This is a genomic window from Frateuria sp. GZRR35, from assembly GCF_051900415.1.
Lineage (GTDB): Bacteria > Pseudomonadota > Gammaproteobacteria > Xanthomonadales > Rhodanobacteraceae > Frateuria_A.
Genome location: NZ_JBHZGL010000006.1, coordinates 191,037 through 205,828 on the forward strand (window position 1 = coordinate 191,037; position 14,792 = coordinate 205,828).

Here is a 14,792-nt window from a genome sequence, read left to right on the forward strand (position 1 = left end):
CGCATCACGAGCGCGACCCCAAGCTCGGGTCGGCTCTTCGACATCCTTGCCAGGACACTTCCATGACCCACCTACCCGCCATCGACGACTACGACGCACGACCGCTCCAGGATCGCGTGGTGCTGGTCACCGGCGGCGCGCAAGGAATCGGACGTGGTATCGCGCAGGCGGTGCTGGCTGCGGGCGGCCGGGTACTGGTCGGCGACCTGGACAGGGAGGCCGGCCGCGCCTGCCTGGCCGAATGGGACGCGGGTGAGCGGGCGGCGTTCGCATGGCTGGACGTATCACGCGAAGCCAGCGTCCAACGCTGGGTGCAGACGGCGCTCGCGCGCTTCGGGCGCATCGACGGGCTGGTCAACAACGCTGGCATCGCCGACCCACACCGCGCGCCGCTGGCCTCGCTGTCGCTGGCCGACTGGAACCGCTACCTCGCCACCAACCTCACCGGCACCTTCCTGTGCAGCAAGCGCGCCCTGCCCGCGCTGGCCGAGGCTGGCGGAGCGATCGTCAACATTGCTTCCACCCGCGCACTGCAGTCCGAGCCGGACACCGAAGCCTACGCCGCAAGCAAGGGCGGCATGCTGGCCTTTACCCACGCGCTGGCGGTCAGCGCGGGGCCATCGGTGCGGGTGAACGCGATCCTGCCGGGCTGGATTGCCACCGCCGCCTGGCAGAAGCCTGCCGAGCGCCACGCACCGAAACTCAGCCGCAAGGACCATACGCAGCATCCGGCCGGGCGCGTAGGCACACCCCGGGACATCGGTGCGCTGGCGGTGTACCTGCTGTCCGCGCAGTCGGCGTTTGTCACGGGCCAGCACTTCGTGATCGATGGCGGCATGACGGTGAAAATGCAGTACGCCTGACGTGCGCGAAGGGCGCCGGCCTGGCGGCACCCGCAGCATTACCGAGACAGCGTTGCGCGCGCCGGCTCGCCCGGCGCGCTGCGCCGTCACATCGACGGATCGGCCTCCACGCGGAACGCGTCGACCTTCATCACCACGCCCTTCGTCGGTTGCTTGCGGCCATCGACCCGCACGAAGGAGACGCTGAGCTTGTCCAGGTTGTCCGGCCAGATCCGTTGCAATACCTCGGTGGCCGGAAACACCAACCGCGTGCCGTGCCCCTGCGATGCGGGCGTGGCAGCCATGTCCGGCATGCCGTGCATGCCCTTCATGCTCGCCTTCATCTGCGCCACGCTGATCTCGAAGGCACCCACCGAACCCAGCAGATAGGCCCCTGCGGCCTTGCCCGTGCCGGGCTGCGCGGGCAGGTTGAGGTAGACGTTGTAGAAATACCCGCCCTTGTGGCCAAGCCCGGTCAGGTGCACGCCATCGAGGACGACGCGCACCGGGCCGTCCTGTGTCGCATCGGCCGCGGCCGGCTGCAGCATGAGCGAGCGCACGCGCGCCGTGTCGGTCGCGCTGAGCGCCACGTCGACATTCATGGACTGCTCGTCGAGCGACAGCGCCCGCGACTTGCCGAACGGCACGCTCACGCGAGTGGCTGGCCGCAGCGGCGTCCTGCTCGTGGCCAAGGCGCTGGCCGCCATCGCGGCGCTGGTGGACGGGCTGGGCATGGTTTCGTCGTCGTAGCGGTAGCCGAGGTACGTCGTGGTATCGGTGGTCCACACACGCGGCATGCCGCTCACGGCCGGCCCGTAATAAAGGTCGCCCGACCAGTAGGTATTGGTTGGCAGCGGTTCCTTGCGCCCGCCGCCGGCCTTGAGCCAGGCGACCCAGAGCCGGTCGATGTTGGCGTGGTGTACCCAGAACAACGGGTCCCTGGGCGAGATCCGGATCGAGGACATCGCACCGCCGATCAGGTTGTGCACCAGGTTGTGCGGGCGCGACTCCGTGATGGTTTCGAACGCGTGCGACTTGCCCCGCTGGAAGCGGATGACGGTGTCGGCGAAGGCGTCGTAGCTGAGTGCGCCGGTGACGTCGGTGCCGGTACGGTCGCCGCGGTATAGCGGCGATGTGGAATCGAGGAACTCCGGAGGGATGGCCGGCGTGTCGTAATAGTTCCAGTAAGGCAGCACCAGGCTGGCGTCACCGGAAAGCTCCCGCAACTTCGCTTCAAAGCGATGGATGAAGCCGCGGTGCCATGCCATGAAGTAGGACACACCATGGGGGCAATTGGCGCGGTGTGTTTCAACCCAGTATGCCCAGCTGTCGGGGTTGGTCGGGTCCTTGACGGCCTTCATCTTGGCGACCGCGTCGTAGAAGGACTGCAACTGGGGAGTGAGGCAGAACACCTGCCAGCTGGGACGCACGGTCAGCGAGGTGGACAAGGCCACCCTCGGCAACAGCGGAACCAACGCCAGCGAAATCGAAGACTGAAGAAAACGCCTTCTGGAAATCATGATCTTCTCCGTGAGACCCGGGGCCTCGCGTCCGGACGGCACGACATCCGGTCGGCCGAACGGTCGTGGGACGGGGCCCCATGACACGCAATCAATGGTTGTGCTTCGGGCATGGGGCACGCAAAAACGGCAGCCGGGCATCTGCGCCGCACACTGCCGTTTCCTCCCGCCCGGGCTCCTGCCTTTGGGGGCCGGAGAAGTGAATAGCTGGACGCGTCAATGGGCGGTCAAGGGCACCGCCGAACCCGCCAGAACGCACAGCACCGATTCCCCCGGATACCGCCGCGCCGCTCGGCGGACGGCCCACCACTGTGCAATTTTTTCCATAAGCCACCGCGTGCCGCTACCATGCACAGTTCGCCTACATCGGAACGCGCATGTGGTGTCCGGGCAGGCCCAGCGTGGAGGACAACGTGATCGAAAAATTCTCGACTGGCATCGAGGGGCTTGACCAGTTGACCGATGGCGGCTTTCTCCGCGGCTCGGCCTACATCATCCAGGGGCCGCCCGGCGCAGGCAAAACGATCCTCGCGAACCAGTTCTGCTACGCGCACGTTCGTGCGGGCGGCCGTGCGCTCTACATGACGCTGCTGGCCGAGTCGAGTTCGCGGATGCTCGCCTACGTCAGCCAGATGGGGTTTTTCGAGGGCAGCGCGCTGCCCGACGCGATGCAGTACATCAGCGGCTATGGCGTGCTGGAGCGCGAAGGCCTGCCGGGCCTGCTCAAGCTGGTCCAGCACGAGCTCAAGCGGCACCGCGCCAGCGCGATGGTGCTCGACGGCACGTTCGTGGCGCAGTCGGTGGCGTCGGAACAGGAGTTCCGCGCCTTCATCCACGCGCTGCAGGGCGTGGCAGGCATGGCCGATGCCGTGCTGGTGATGCTTACCCACCAGAACCGCGACTCCAGCTGCCCCGAACACACGATGGTCGACGGCTGGATCGAGCTGAGCGACGAAACCTGCGGTTTTCGCGCCTACCGCACGATCCAGGTCCGCAAGCATCGCGGCGCGGCGATCCTGCCGGGCAAGCATCGCGTGCGCATCACCGAGGAAGGCATCGCGGTGTTTCCTCGTGCAGAGACCACGCTGGAAGCGATACCTGCCGCCCAGGCCCCGGCCCATCGCGTGGCGAGCGGGCACCACGGGCTGGATACCCTCCTGCAGGGCGGTCTGCCGGCCGGATCGGCCACGTTGCTGGTCGGCCCTACCGGCGCGGGCAAGACCACGCTGGGACTGCACTTCCTCTCGCTGTCCAGCGAGCAGGAGCCGGGCCTGATGCTCGGCTTCTACGAAACGCCTGCGCGGCTGGTGCAGAAGGCGCGCAGCATCGCCATCGACCTGGACACCCCGATCAAGCAAGGCGCGCTGGAGATCGCCTGGCTACCGCCGGCGGAGAACATCGTCGACGAACTGGTGCGCGACATCGTCAGACGCGCCCGTGCGCGCAAGGTCAAGCGCGTGTTCGTCGATGGTCTGGTGGCGATCCGCGACAGCCTGGTGATACGCGACCGCATGGCCTACGTGATCAATGCGCTGAGCATGCAGCTGAGCGCGATCGGCGCGACCGTGGTCTACACCTCGGAAATCCCCGAGATGCGGCTGGACGATACGCTGATGCCCAGCGACGAGCTTTCGGCGATGGTCGACAACGTGCTGCTGCTCAACACCGGGCGGCGCGCGCACGCGTTCCGGCGCTACCTCTCGGTCATCAAGCTGCGCGACAGCGACTTCGATCCCCGCACGCACGAGTTCCACGTCGACGGCCGCGGCATCGCATTCGGGCCCGATCCCCGAGTTGCCTCGTCCGGGGAAGCAGGCTGACATGCTGCGGGTACTTCTGGTCGAGGACGAACCCGACGTCTCCCTGGTGGCCGCCACCGTACTGGAGGAGGCGGGCTACCATGTGACCGTCGCCTCCGACGGCTGTGAAGGCCTGGAGATCGCGCTGCAGGAAATGCCCGAGCTGGTCGTCACCGACTTCATGATGCCGTGCCTGAGCGGCCTGGAGATGATCGAACGCCTGCGCGTGGCCGGCTACGACCGCCCCATCATCCTCACCACCGCCATTCCCGAGGAACACCTGCCCCGCCAGCCGGGCTACGACGCCTACCTGGCCAAGCCCTACGGTACGCGCGCGCTGCTGACGCTGGTCGAGGCGTTTCGCATGCAGCTGGGCCGCTAGGGCGTCCTCAGTCGCCATTGATCATCCAGGCGATGCCGTAGCGATCGGTGACCATGCCGAGGGCCGCGGAAAAGGTCGGCCCGATCGTCATCCGGATACGGCGCCTTCGGCCAGTCCGGAGAAAACGCGCTCGGCCTCCTCCACCGTCGGTGCGGCGAAGGCAAGCGAGAAGCCGCGTGGCGTTTCGCCGTGCTTGTCGGGCATGCCGTCGGAGGCCAACGCACACGTGCGCTCCTACACGACGGCGAGGGGCGCGGGCGTCATCGCCTGCGCATGGACTCCCTGCACGGCCCGCCCGGAGGGATCGGCACGACTGGCGAAGGACGGGTCCCATGCCAGTGCCGCGGGCGAGGAGCAGGCGATCGACTTGCCGCCAGGCACCGTGGCCGCGCAGGCCTCGCCGGGGAAGCACTTCTCGAACAGCGCGCGGTAGAGGTAGGCCTCCTTGGTCGCCGGCGTGTTGTGCGGCCAGCGCGCCGCGGCAGCGGCGAATTCGCGGTCGCTCACCGCCTGCCCGGCATGCGCCTTGAGGCCGTCGATCCAGCCGTAGCCGACGCCGTCGCTGAACTGCTCCTTCTGGCGCCAGAGGATGGCATCCGGCAGCGCGCCGGCGAAGGCTTCGCGCAGCACCGCCTTTTCGATGCGACCGGGGCCGGCCATCTTGTAGCGCGCGTCGAATCCCATCGCCGCCTCGACGAACGCCATGTCCAGGAACGGCACGCGCGCTTCCACGCCCCAGGCCATCATCGCCTTGTTCGCACGCAGGCAGTCGTAGCGGTGCAGCGCGTCGAGCTTGCGCACGGTTTCCTCGTGGAAGGCTTCAGCCGAAGGCGCCTTGTGAAAATACAGGTAGCCGCCGAACAGCTCGTCGGAACCTTCGCCCGAGAGCACCATTTTCACGCCCATCGCCTTGATGCGCCGAGCCAGCAGGAACATGGGTGTGGAGGCGCGCACGGTGGTGACGTCGTAGCTTTCGATGTGGCGGATCACTTCCGGCAACACGTCCAGCCCTTCCCAGAAGGTGTAGACGAAGCCGTGGTGCACGGTACCCAGCGCCTCGGCGGCCAGTTGCGCGGCGGCCAGGTCCGGCGAGCCTTCCAGCCCGATGGCGAAGGAATGCAGGCGCGGCCACCAGGCTTCGCTCTGGCCGCCGTCCTCGACGCGTTCGCGGGCGAAGCGCGCGGCACAGGCGGCGACCAGCGAGGAGTCCAGCCCGCCCGAGAGCAGCACGCCGTACGGGACGTCGGTCATCAGCTGGCGCTGGACCGCCTCTTCCAGTGCTGCGCGCAAGTCGCCCGGCGCCCTGCCCTGCGTTGTCGCGTAGGCGCGCCAGGGACGCTCGTAATAGCGACGCAACTGGCCGGTGGCGCTGTCATAGACATGGCCCGGGGGGAACACCGCGACGTCCGCGCATACGCCGGCCAGTGCCTTCATCTCGGAGGCTGCGCACAGGCGGCCGGCCGTGTCATGGCCCCAATACAGCGGGCAGACGCCGAGCGGGTCGCGGGCGAGGAGGTAGCGCTGCGCGGCGCCATCCCACAGCGCGAAGGCGAAGATGCCGTTGAGGCGGGCGATCCACTCGACCGGGTCGCTGCCTTCGCGGTAAAGCGCGTTGATCACCTCGCAGTCGGAGCCGGTGGTGAAGTCGTAGCCGCTGCCCAGGCGCAGCTCGCCGTGGTTGTAGATCTCGCCGTTGACCGCCAGCGCCAGTGCGCCATCACGCGAGCGCAGCGGCTGCGCGCCGCTGGCCGGATCGACGATGGCCAGGCGCTCGTGCACCAGGATCGCGCCAGCGTCGATGAACACGCCGGACCAGTCCGGCCCGCGGTGGCGCTGGCGCTGCGAAAGCTCCAGCGCCTGCCGGCGCAATGCAGCCAGGTCGTCGCCCGGCGCCAGATCGAACATTCCGAAAATGCCGCACATGATGTTCTCCTTTGCGATCGTCCACGATCGCGAAAGCCAAAGCAGGCATCCATGCCCGCACTCCTGACAAGAGCGCGCAACCTTTCGATCACGTGGCCCGAAAACGACGAAGGCCCGCACGGGGCGGGCCTTCGTCGCGTAGTTTTTGCTCGAACTTACGGCTACGCGCCGGCCCCCTTGTGCAGGCGACGATTATTGTTCGAGCGATTGTTCAGGGCCGGCCGCACGCGTGCCGCGCAGGGCGCGGTGGCGATGACGGAGCGGGCGGTCGGCGTGGACATGGACGCGAGTGGAGCAGCTTTTCGGCGGGCACGCAAGCGGTCAGGCGTGGTGCTCGCGGAACGATTCGCTGATCCACGCCTTGGCCTCGGCCAGTTGCTCGTTGCGATACAGACGGAACTCGCCGGGCACGGTGAAGCCCATGGTGCGTGCCACCAGCCTCAGCCAGTTGACGTCGGTGACCAGCGCGATACGTTCCCAACCGCTCCAGTGGCGGAAGCCCAGTTTGGTGTCATCCCACATCGCCCCCGGCTCGAAACCGGTGAACTCGTGGCCGACGTGATAGAGCAGGCGCAACTTGCGGTTGAGCGCGAAGGCGGCCTCCACGTCAGGCACGAACACGTTCTCGTAGTCGGCCGCGGTCACCTTGCCGCGCGCGGTGAAACCCAGCGCGCCGGCGGGGAGGTCGGTCATCTGCTCGATCATGGGGTGTCTCCGCGTGGTCGGAACCCCATCCAAGCGCGGCAGGCGCGGCTATGCAAGCTTGGGTGCGTGAAAGCCCCGCCGGTGCCCTTGTAGGAGCGATGCCTTCCGACCGGGGCGAGAGCATCGCCCGCAAGCGGGCTCCTACAGGGAGAGGGCAGCTTCAGGCCGGTTCGACGTGGCGCACCAGCAAGCGCGCACTCTCGCGGCCCTGCCATTCGTTGATCGTCAGCTCGTACACCGCGCGCAGCCGCGGCGGCGGCGCGGACGCGCGCACGTTGAACATCACCGCTTCATGCACGGCGCCATCGCGCGGGTCGCGCAGGCTCAGGCGCCAATGTCGCTCGCCCATCAGGCGCCATTGCGCGCACTCGAACAGATTGTCGAACAGCGGTTCGGGAAAGCCCTGCCCCCACGGCCCGCCATCGCGCAACTGGCGCGCGAGGTCCAGCGTGAAGGTGCCCGGCGGCAACTCGCCGTCGGTATAGAGCACGGCCTGCAGGCGCTCCTCATCCAGCCACTCGCGCGCGATGGCGTCGAAGGCTTCAGCGAAACGCGGATAGTCGGCGGCCTTGAGGCTCAGCCCTGCGGCCATGGCATGGCCACCGAAGCGCTCGATCAATCCGGGCAGCCGGGCGTCGATAGCGGCCAGCGCGTCGCGCACGTGGAAGCCAGCGATGGAGCGCGCAGAGCCGCGCAGTTCGTCGGGACGGTCTTCGTCGGCAGGCGCGAAGGCGATCACCGGGCGATGCAGGCGCTCCTTGAGCTTGGACGCCACCAGACCGACCACGCCCGCGTGCCAGGTCGGCTCGTACAGGCTCACGCCGGTGCGCTCGCCCATACCTTCAAGGCCCAGCGCGCCGATCATCGCCTCGGCCTCGGCGACCATCGCTTCCTGCAGGTCGCGCCGCTCCTGGTTGATGGCGCTCAAGCGGTCGGCCAGCGCACGCGCCTGCACCGGGTCGTCGGTCAGCAGGCATTCGACCCCGAGGCGCATGTCCTCCAGCCGCCCCGCGGCGTTGAGGCGCGGGCCCACGGCATAGCCCAGGTCACTGGCGCAGATGCCGGCCAGGCTGCGCTTGCCCGCTTCCACCAGCGCGGTGATACCCGGGCAGGCGCGGCCGTTACGGATGCGGTGGATGCCGGCTTCGACCAGCACGCGGTTGTTGAAATCCAGCGGCACCAGGTCGGCCACGGTACCGAGCGCGACCAGGTCGAGCAGGCTGCCGAGATCCGGCTCTCCACCGGCGGCAAACGCCCCGCGCTCGCGCAGTGCCGCCCGCACGGCCAGCAACAGGTAGAACACCACGCCGACGCCCGCGAGCGCCCGACTGGGAAACCCTTGGTTCATGCGCGCATCGCCGGCGCAGGTCTCGCATGCCGGTTCGCCATGTCCGCACGCGCGCACCTCCAACACGTTGGGATTGACCAGCGCATCGGCCGCCGGCAACTGCTCGCCGGGGAGATGATGGTCGGTGACGATCACACGGATGCCGCGTGCCTTGGCCGCGGCCACGCCGGCTACGCTGGCCACGCCGTTGTCGACGGTGACGATCAATTGCGGCGCAGGCGCGAGCGAGGCGACCAGCGCGGGGCTCAGGCCGTAGCCGTGCACGAAGCGGTTGGGAATCACGTAATCCACCCGCCGCGCCCCGAGCAGGCGCAGCCCGCGTACGGCGACCGCGGTGCCTGTCGCGCCATCGCAGTCGTAGTCGCCGGCGATGACGATCGACCAGTCCGCGGCGATCGCCTCGATCAGCAGAGCCACGGCGCGATCCAGCCCGCCCAGCGTCTGCGGTGCCAGCAGGTGGCGCAGGCGGTGCTCGGCCTGCCCGGGGCGCAACACGCCGCGCGCGGCGTAGACCTGCCGCAACACCGGATGCACGGCCTCGCTCCAGCCTTCGGATGCACCGGTCGGCACGCGGCGACGCAAGGTCGGCGTGCTCATGCACCGGTCCCGCGCCAGAAGCGCCAGCGATGCCACGGACGCAGCTCCCAGCATTCACCGCTGGCAAAACTCAGACGTAACCGGCGTTGACGCGCAAGCGTCTGGATCATGGACCACCAGGTCCCGGCAATTGCTGGCACGGGCAGATCCTGCAGGTCGATCAGCCAGTAGGACGCGGCAGCCGGTGGGGCGACGCGGGTCGCTGCCGTTTCCTGCGCCGCGGACGCGGGCGTACGTAGACGGTGCGTGATCCCCGCCCGGGCCGCGAGCGCCCGCAGCAACGGATCGTCGCTGACCACGCCCCGGAGCGGGGTCGCCACCGTCGCGGGCAATGCTCCCGCCCCCCACAACCACAGGCTGTTGACGGGTGGCCGTCCGGCGGCGCGACGCTGCGCGTTCAGCGGATGCTGGTGCAGCAGCACCTGGATGTCGTTCTGCAGGATCCGCCAGCGGCGACCTTCCGTCCCCTGAGGCAGGTGCAGCAGCAGGTTTTCGCCCAGCGCCTGCTCGGGTGCGGGAAATTCGGGTACCGCCGTGCCCTGCGGCAGTCGCAGGTGCCAGCGATCGGGGGAGGTCAGCTCCAGCCCCATGCCCTGTTCCTCGAACAGCGGCGCGAGCGGTTCGGCGAGCTCGGCGGCCTCCGCGGCCGTGAGCTGCATCTGCCCGCAGGCGAGCAGGCGGGCACCGTTCATGTCCGGCTCGACCCAGGCCGGATCGGCGCACATCCACAGGACGCTGCCGGCATCGCCGGCCGCCAGTTGCCGGGTGAGCGCACCGGCGGGCAGCGGTTGCGGGACGTCGAACCAGGCGGTCAGCCCGGCGAGGTAACCCCGTGGGCCGTCGTCGAGGCGATCGGCGCGGGCCAGCAGACGGCACAGCGGATGCGCGGGCTCGAAGCGCGCGAGCGCAGGCAGCCACAGTTCCACGCTCATGCGCTGGCCGCCTCCAGTTGCTCATAAAGCTCCAGCCATTCGGCTTCGAGCGCTTCCTTTTCGCGACGCAAGTCGGCTTGGCGCTGGCCGAGCTTCATCAGCTCGGCGGTCGGGCCGTTGTAGGTGGCCGGGTCGGCAAGCTTCGCTTCCAGCGCGGCCAGGTCCGTATCGATCGCCGCGACGCGCGCTTCGATCTTCCTGACGCGCGCCTTGGCGGCCTTGTCCTGTTCGCGCTGGGCAGCGGAGGCGCGGCGGCGGTCGGCAGCGGACTCGGTGGGCGCGGCGGGCTCGTTGGCCTTCTTTACGGCCGCACCGCGCGAACGCAGCCAGCGGGCGTAGTCGTCCAGGTCGCCGTCAAAGGGTTCCACGGCACCGTCGGCCACGCGCCAGAAGTTGTCGCAGACCAGGCCAAGCAGGTGGCGGTCGTGCGAGACCAGTACCAGCGCGCCGTCGAAATCGGCCAGCGCATCGGCCAGCGCCTCGCGCATGTCCAGGTCCAGATGGTTGGTCGGCTCGTCGAGCAGCAGCAGGTTGGGCTTGTCCCAGGCGATCAGCGCCAGCGCCAGGCGCGCGCGCTCGCCGCCGGAGAACCCGTCGACCGATTCGAAGGCGCGGTCGCCGGCGAAATTCCAGCCGCCGAGGAAGTCGCGCAACACTTGCGCGGCCACGCCCGGCGCCTTGTCCTGCAGGTGGTCGAACGGGCTGGCACCTTCGCGCAGGCTTTCGACCGTGTGCTGTGCGAAGTAGCCGATCTTCAGGTCCTTGTGTGCCTTGCGCTCGCCGGCCAGCGGCGGCAGCTCGCCGACCAGTGTCTTGACCAGGGTGGACTTGCCGGCGCCGTTGGGGCCGAGCAGGCCGATGCGTTCGCCGGCTTCAAGACGAAAACGAACATCCGAGAGGACCGTCTTTTGAAGATGATGCCCGTCCGCCAGGACGACGTCCGCCCCCTCTCCCCCCTGGGGAGAGGGTCGGGGTGAGGGGTCAAGGCTTGCCTCGATCACCATCGAAGCATGCTCTGAGCCAACATCCCCGCGAGCCCCGCCCCTCACCCCAGTCCTCTCCCCGGAGGGGAGAGGGAGCAGAGCGAGGTAGCCCGCGGCTACTTCCTCCAACTGCAACATCGAATCGGGCAACCGCTCCGGCACCGCGAACTGGAACCGGAACGGCCGCTCCGCGCGCACCGCTTCGGTGCCAGCCAGCTTCTCCAGCCGCTTCATCCGCGATTGCGCCTGCTTGGCCTTGCTCGCCTTCGCCTTGAAGCGGTCGACGAACGACTGCAGGTGCGCGCGCTCGGCCTGTTCGCGCTCGTGCGCGATCTGCTGCTGGCGCAGCTGCTCGGCTCGCAGGCGCTCGAAGGCGCTGTAGTTGCCGGTGTACAGCCGCGCCCTGCCCTCGTGCAGGTGCAGCGTGTGCGAAGTCACCGCGTCGAGGAACTCGCGGTCGTGCGAGATCACCAGCAGCGTGCCCTGGTAGCGGCGCAGCCATTCCTCCAGCCAAAGCACTGCGTCCAGGTCCAGATGGTTGGTCGGCTCGTCGAGCAGCAAAAGATCGGACGGCGCCATCAGCGCCCGCGCCAGGTTCAGGCGCACGCGCCAGCCGCCGGAGAACTCCTTCACCGCCCGCTCGTGGGTCTCCGGCGCGAACCCGAGGCCATGCAGCAGGCGGCCGGCGCGGGCGCGGGCGTCGTAGCCGTGCAGCTCCTCGATGCGATGGTGGGCGCGGGCCATGGCCTCGGCATCGCCACGGTCCTGCGCCACGGCCTCCTCGCGCAGGGCCGCCGCGACTTCTTCGTCGCCGCCAAGCACGTAGTCCAGCGCGGCGTCCGGCAGCGCGGGCGTTTCCTGTGCGACCGAGGCCAGGCGCAGCTTCGCCGGCATATCCAGCTCGCCCGCATCGGACTCCAGCCGTCCCTGCAGAACCGCGAAAAGGCTGGACTTGCCGCAGCCGTTGCGGCCGATCACGCCCAGGCGCCAACCGCTCTGGATGGTGAGATCGATGTCGGAGAGCAGCAGGCGGCTGCCGCGGCGGAGGGCGAAATGGCGGAACGCAATCATCGGAAAGGGAACGTGCACGGGCGACCCGCCATGATAGCCGGGCTTCGAATGCCTAGCCCATCGCAGAGGCCAGCGCTCGCCGTGGCGCGGTTGTCGCACATCTGCTACAACGGCGCCGCACAGGACCTTTGTGGAGAGGGGAATCATGGTCAAGCTCACTGGCGGTCTGGCGATGCTCGCCGCGATCGCGTTTGGCGCGCCGATGGCCGCGCAGGCGGGCGACAGCCTGCTGATCAATCGCGTGCAGCAGGAACAGGGCATGAACCTGCCCACCCGCGGCATGACCATGGCGCAGGTCGAGAAGCGCTACGGCGCGCCCCAGCGCAAGCTGCAGCCGCGCGGTGGCGACAGCCAGAAGCACCCGGTCATCAACCGCTGGGACTACAAGACGTTCATCGTGTACTTCGAGCACGACCACGTGATCCATTCGGTGCTCAACACCCCGGCCGGAAACAACCACACTCCCGCGACGGCGCAGTAAACCGCCCACGCCGGGAGCAAGGACAACGGATCCCCGCGAAGGCGGGGGTCCGTTTTTGTTCGTGCCTCATCGCTCCGTGTCAGTAGGTCAACTACACTTCGCCGTTTCCGAAACTTCAAGCGAGCGCGCGATGACCTCCTCCCCCAACCTGCGCCTGCCGGCCGAATGGGAACCGCAGGACGCGGTACTGATCGCCTGGCCGCATGAAGGCACCGACTGGGCCGAGCGCCTGGCCGAGGTGGAGACCACCTATACCGCGCTGGCCGCCGCGGTTACCCGCTTTCAGCCGCTGGTCGTGATCGTCGCGAACGAGGCTGTACGCGCGGCGGCCAAAGGCGCGCTGCGTGGCTCGGGCGTGGACCTCGAACGCATCCGCTTCGTCGAGCTTCCGTACGACGACACCTGGCTGCGCGACTCCGGTCCGATCACGTTGGTTTCCGCGCAGGGCTTCCAGCTCACGGATTTCCGCTTCACCGGCTGGGGCGGCAAGTTTGGCGCCGAGCAGGACGATGCACTGGTCGCCGGCCTGGTCGCTGCCGGGGTATTCGGCCCGGCAGCGCACGAACGCGTGGACTGGGCGTTGGAAGGCGGCGGCATCGAGAGCGACGGCGGCAGCACCGTGCTGACCACCTGGCGCTGCCTGCATCAGCGCCACCCGGAGCAGTCGCGCGAAGCGATGGATGCCATCCTGCGCGAAAGCCTGCATGCCCCGCGCGTGCTGTGGCTGGACCACGGCTACCTCGAGGGCGACGACACCGACGCCCATATCGACACCCTCGCCCGCTTTGCGCCGGGCGAGCGCATCGTGTTCCAGGCTTGCGATGACCCGGCCGACCCGCATCACCAGGAGCTGGAACGCATGGCTGCCGAGCTGGCCGCGCTGCGCACGCCCGAGGGCAAGCCGTACCGCCTATCCCCGCTACCCTGGGCACAGCCGATCCTGGACGAAGGCCGCCGGCTGGCCGCCTCCTATGCCAACTACCTGGTGATCAACGGCGCCGTGCTCGTGCCTGCCTACGGCGACGCGTCCGATGACGAGGCCGCCCGCATCATCGGTGCCGCCTACCCTGGACGCGAAGTGGTGCAGGTGCCGTGCCGTCCGCTGATCTGGCAGAACGGCAGCCTGCACTGCATCACCATGCAGTTGCCGGCCGGTTTGCTGGGCTGAACGCGTCCCGCCGCAGCAACACTTTGGCGACAACCGCGTCGCCCCGCTCCGCTAAACTGCCTGTCTCGACTTGAAGGCAAGAGACAGGCATGACCGGCAAGACACTCAAGGTGGCGCTGCTGCAGGAAACCAACCGCGGCAGCCGCGACGCGAACCTCGATGCGATCGAGGCTGGACTGCGCGAAGCCGCCGCAGCCGGCGCGCAGCTCGTGCTGCTGCAGGAGCTGCACAACGGGCCTTATTTCTGCCAGCGCGAGTGCGTCGACGAGTTCGAGCTCGGCGAGACCATCCCGGGCCCGGGCACCGAGCGCATCGGCAAGCTCGCGCAGGAACTCAAGCTCGTCGTGGTCGCTTCGATCTTCGAGAAGCGCGCCACGGGGCTGTACCACAACACCGCGGTGGTGTTCGATCGCTCCGCGGCGATCGCCGGCAAGTACCGCAAGATGCACATCCCGGACGATCCGGCGTTCTACGAGAAGTTCTACTTCACGCCGGGCGACCTGGGCTTCGAGCCGATCGACACTTCGGTCGGCCGGCTGGGCGTCCTTGTGTGCTGGGACCAGTGGTATCCGGAAGCCGCACGGCTGATGGCGCTGGCCGGGGCTCAGCTACTGCTCTACCCGACGGCGATCGGCTGGGACCCGAGCGACGAGCAGGCGGAGAAGGACCGCCAGCGCGAGGCGTGGGTGACCGTGCAGCGCGGCCACGCCGTGGCCAACGGGCTGCCGTTGCTCGCCTGCAACCGCACCGGTTACGAGGCCGATCCGTCCGGCGTGGGCGCTGGCATCCAGTTCTGGGGCACCAGTTTCGTGGCCGGGCCGCAGGGCGAATTTCTCGCCAGGGCCGGCACGGATGGACGCGAGCTGCTGGTGGTCGACGTGGACCTCGAGCGCAGCGAGCACGTGCGTCGGATCTGGCCGTTCCTGCGCGACCGACGCATCGATGCGTACGGCGATCTGCTCAAGCGCTATCGGGATTGAAAATGGTGGGCTGAAGCCCACCCTACGAACACCCCTGTAGGGTGGGCTTGCGCCCACCACC

The 14,792-nt window shown here is 68.5% G+C and carries 12 protein-coding genes; 6 read left to right on the forward strand and 6 right to left on the reverse strand.

The genetic code is table 11. The annotated features are described in order from the left end of the window. Positions 1 to 62: 62 nt before the first annotated feature. Complete coding sequence (locus ACFWZ3_RS09525) at positions 63 to 863, forward strand: glucose 1-dehydrogenase (RefSeq protein ID WP_439707498.1); 801 nt, start codon at positions 63 to 65, stop codon at positions 861 to 863. A gap of 86 nt (positions 864 to 949) precedes the next feature. Here the strand turns inward: ACFWZ3_RS09525 and ACFWZ3_RS09530 are convergent, their stop codons facing one another. Then, positions 950 to 2,290, reverse strand: a complete 1,341-nt coding sequence (locus ACFWZ3_RS09530) for a tyrosinase family protein (RefSeq protein WP_439707499.1) — start codon at positions 2,288 to 2,290, stop codon at positions 950 to 952. A gap of 485 nt (positions 2,291 to 2,775) precedes the next feature. Here ACFWZ3_RS09530 and ACFWZ3_RS09535 point away from each other — a divergent pair, with 485 nt between their 5' ends. Together ACFWZ3_RS09535 and ACFWZ3_RS09540 are read left to right on the forward strand one after the other, a co-directional pair. Beyond that, on the forward strand, positions 2,776 to 4,182 hold the full coding sequence (locus ACFWZ3_RS09535) for an RAD55 family ATPase (protein WP_439707500.1): 1,407 nt from the start codon (positions 2,776 to 2,778) through the stop codon (positions 4,180 to 4,182). Position 4,183: 1 nt separating this feature from the next. After that, a complete protein-coding gene (locus ACFWZ3_RS09540) occupies positions 4,184 to 4,543 on the forward strand; it encodes a response regulator (RefSeq protein ID WP_439707501.1) in 360 nt (119 codons plus the stop codon). Between the two features lie 234 nt (positions 4,544 to 4,777). Here ACFWZ3_RS09540 and asnB read toward each other — a convergent pair whose 3' ends face one another. The 5 genes from asnB to ACFWZ3_RS09565 all read right to left on the reverse strand — a co-directional run bounded on the left by asnB (position 4,778) and on the right by ACFWZ3_RS09565 (position 12,102). After that, complete coding sequence (asnB, locus tag ACFWZ3_RS09545) at positions 4,778 to 6,466, reverse strand: asparagine synthase B (protein ID WP_439707502.1); 1,689 nt, start codon at positions 6,464 to 6,466, stop codon at positions 4,778 to 4,780. A gap of 321 nt (positions 6,467 to 6,787) precedes the next feature. Next, a complete protein-coding gene (locus ACFWZ3_RS09550) occupies positions 6,788 to 7,171 on the reverse strand; it encodes an STAS/SEC14 domain-containing protein (protein ID WP_209618228.1) in 384 nt (127 codons plus the stop codon). A gap of 160 nt (positions 7,172 to 7,331) precedes the next feature. Beyond that, positions 7,332 to 9,116 carry a single-stranded-DNA-specific exonuclease RecJ gene (recJ, locus tag ACFWZ3_RS09555; protein ID WP_439707503.1) on the reverse strand — a complete coding sequence of 595 codons (1,785 nt, stop codon included), beginning with the start codon at positions 9,114 to 9,116 and terminating at the stop codon, positions 7,332 to 7,334. After that, positions 9,113 to 10,048 (reverse strand): phosphoglycerate mutase, encoded by a 936-nt coding sequence (locus tag ACFWZ3_RS09560; protein ID WP_439707504.1) that lies wholly within the window; start codon positions 10,046 to 10,048, stop codon positions 9,113 to 9,115. Before ACFWZ3_RS09560 ends, recJ begins: the two co-directional genes overlap by 4 nt. After that, a complete protein-coding gene (locus ACFWZ3_RS09565; protein WP_439707555.1) occupies positions 10,045 to 12,102 on the reverse strand; it encodes an ABC-F family ATP-binding cassette domain-containing protein in 2,058 nt (685 codons plus the stop codon). The genes ACFWZ3_RS09560 and ACFWZ3_RS09565 overlap by 4 nt, the downstream gene beginning before the upstream one ends. 145 nt (positions 12,103 to 12,247) lie before the next feature. On the opposite strand from ACFWZ3_RS09565, the gene ACFWZ3_RS09570 reads away from it, so the two are divergent. The 3 genes from ACFWZ3_RS09570 to ACFWZ3_RS09580 all read left to right on the forward strand — a co-directional run bounded on the left by ACFWZ3_RS09570 (position 12,248) and on the right by ACFWZ3_RS09580 (position 14,731). Then, positions 12,248 to 12,583 carry a hypothetical protein gene (locus ACFWZ3_RS09570; RefSeq protein ID WP_439707505.1) on the forward strand — a complete coding sequence of 112 codons (336 nt, stop codon included), beginning with the start codon at positions 12,248 to 12,250 and terminating at the stop codon, positions 12,581 to 12,583. A 130-nt stretch (positions 12,584 to 12,713) separates the two neighbouring features. Continuing rightward, positions 12,714 to 13,751, forward strand: coding sequence for an agmatine deiminase family protein (locus ACFWZ3_RS09575; RefSeq protein WP_439707506.1), 1,038 nt, complete (start codon positions 12,714 to 12,716; stop codon positions 13,749 to 13,751). A gap of 89 nt (positions 13,752 to 13,840) precedes the next feature. Then, a complete protein-coding gene (locus ACFWZ3_RS09580; RefSeq protein ID WP_439707507.1) occupies positions 13,841 to 14,731 on the forward strand; it encodes a carbon-nitrogen hydrolase in 891 nt (296 codons plus the stop codon). The last annotated feature ends 61 nt before the right edge of the window (positions 14,732 to 14,792 follow it).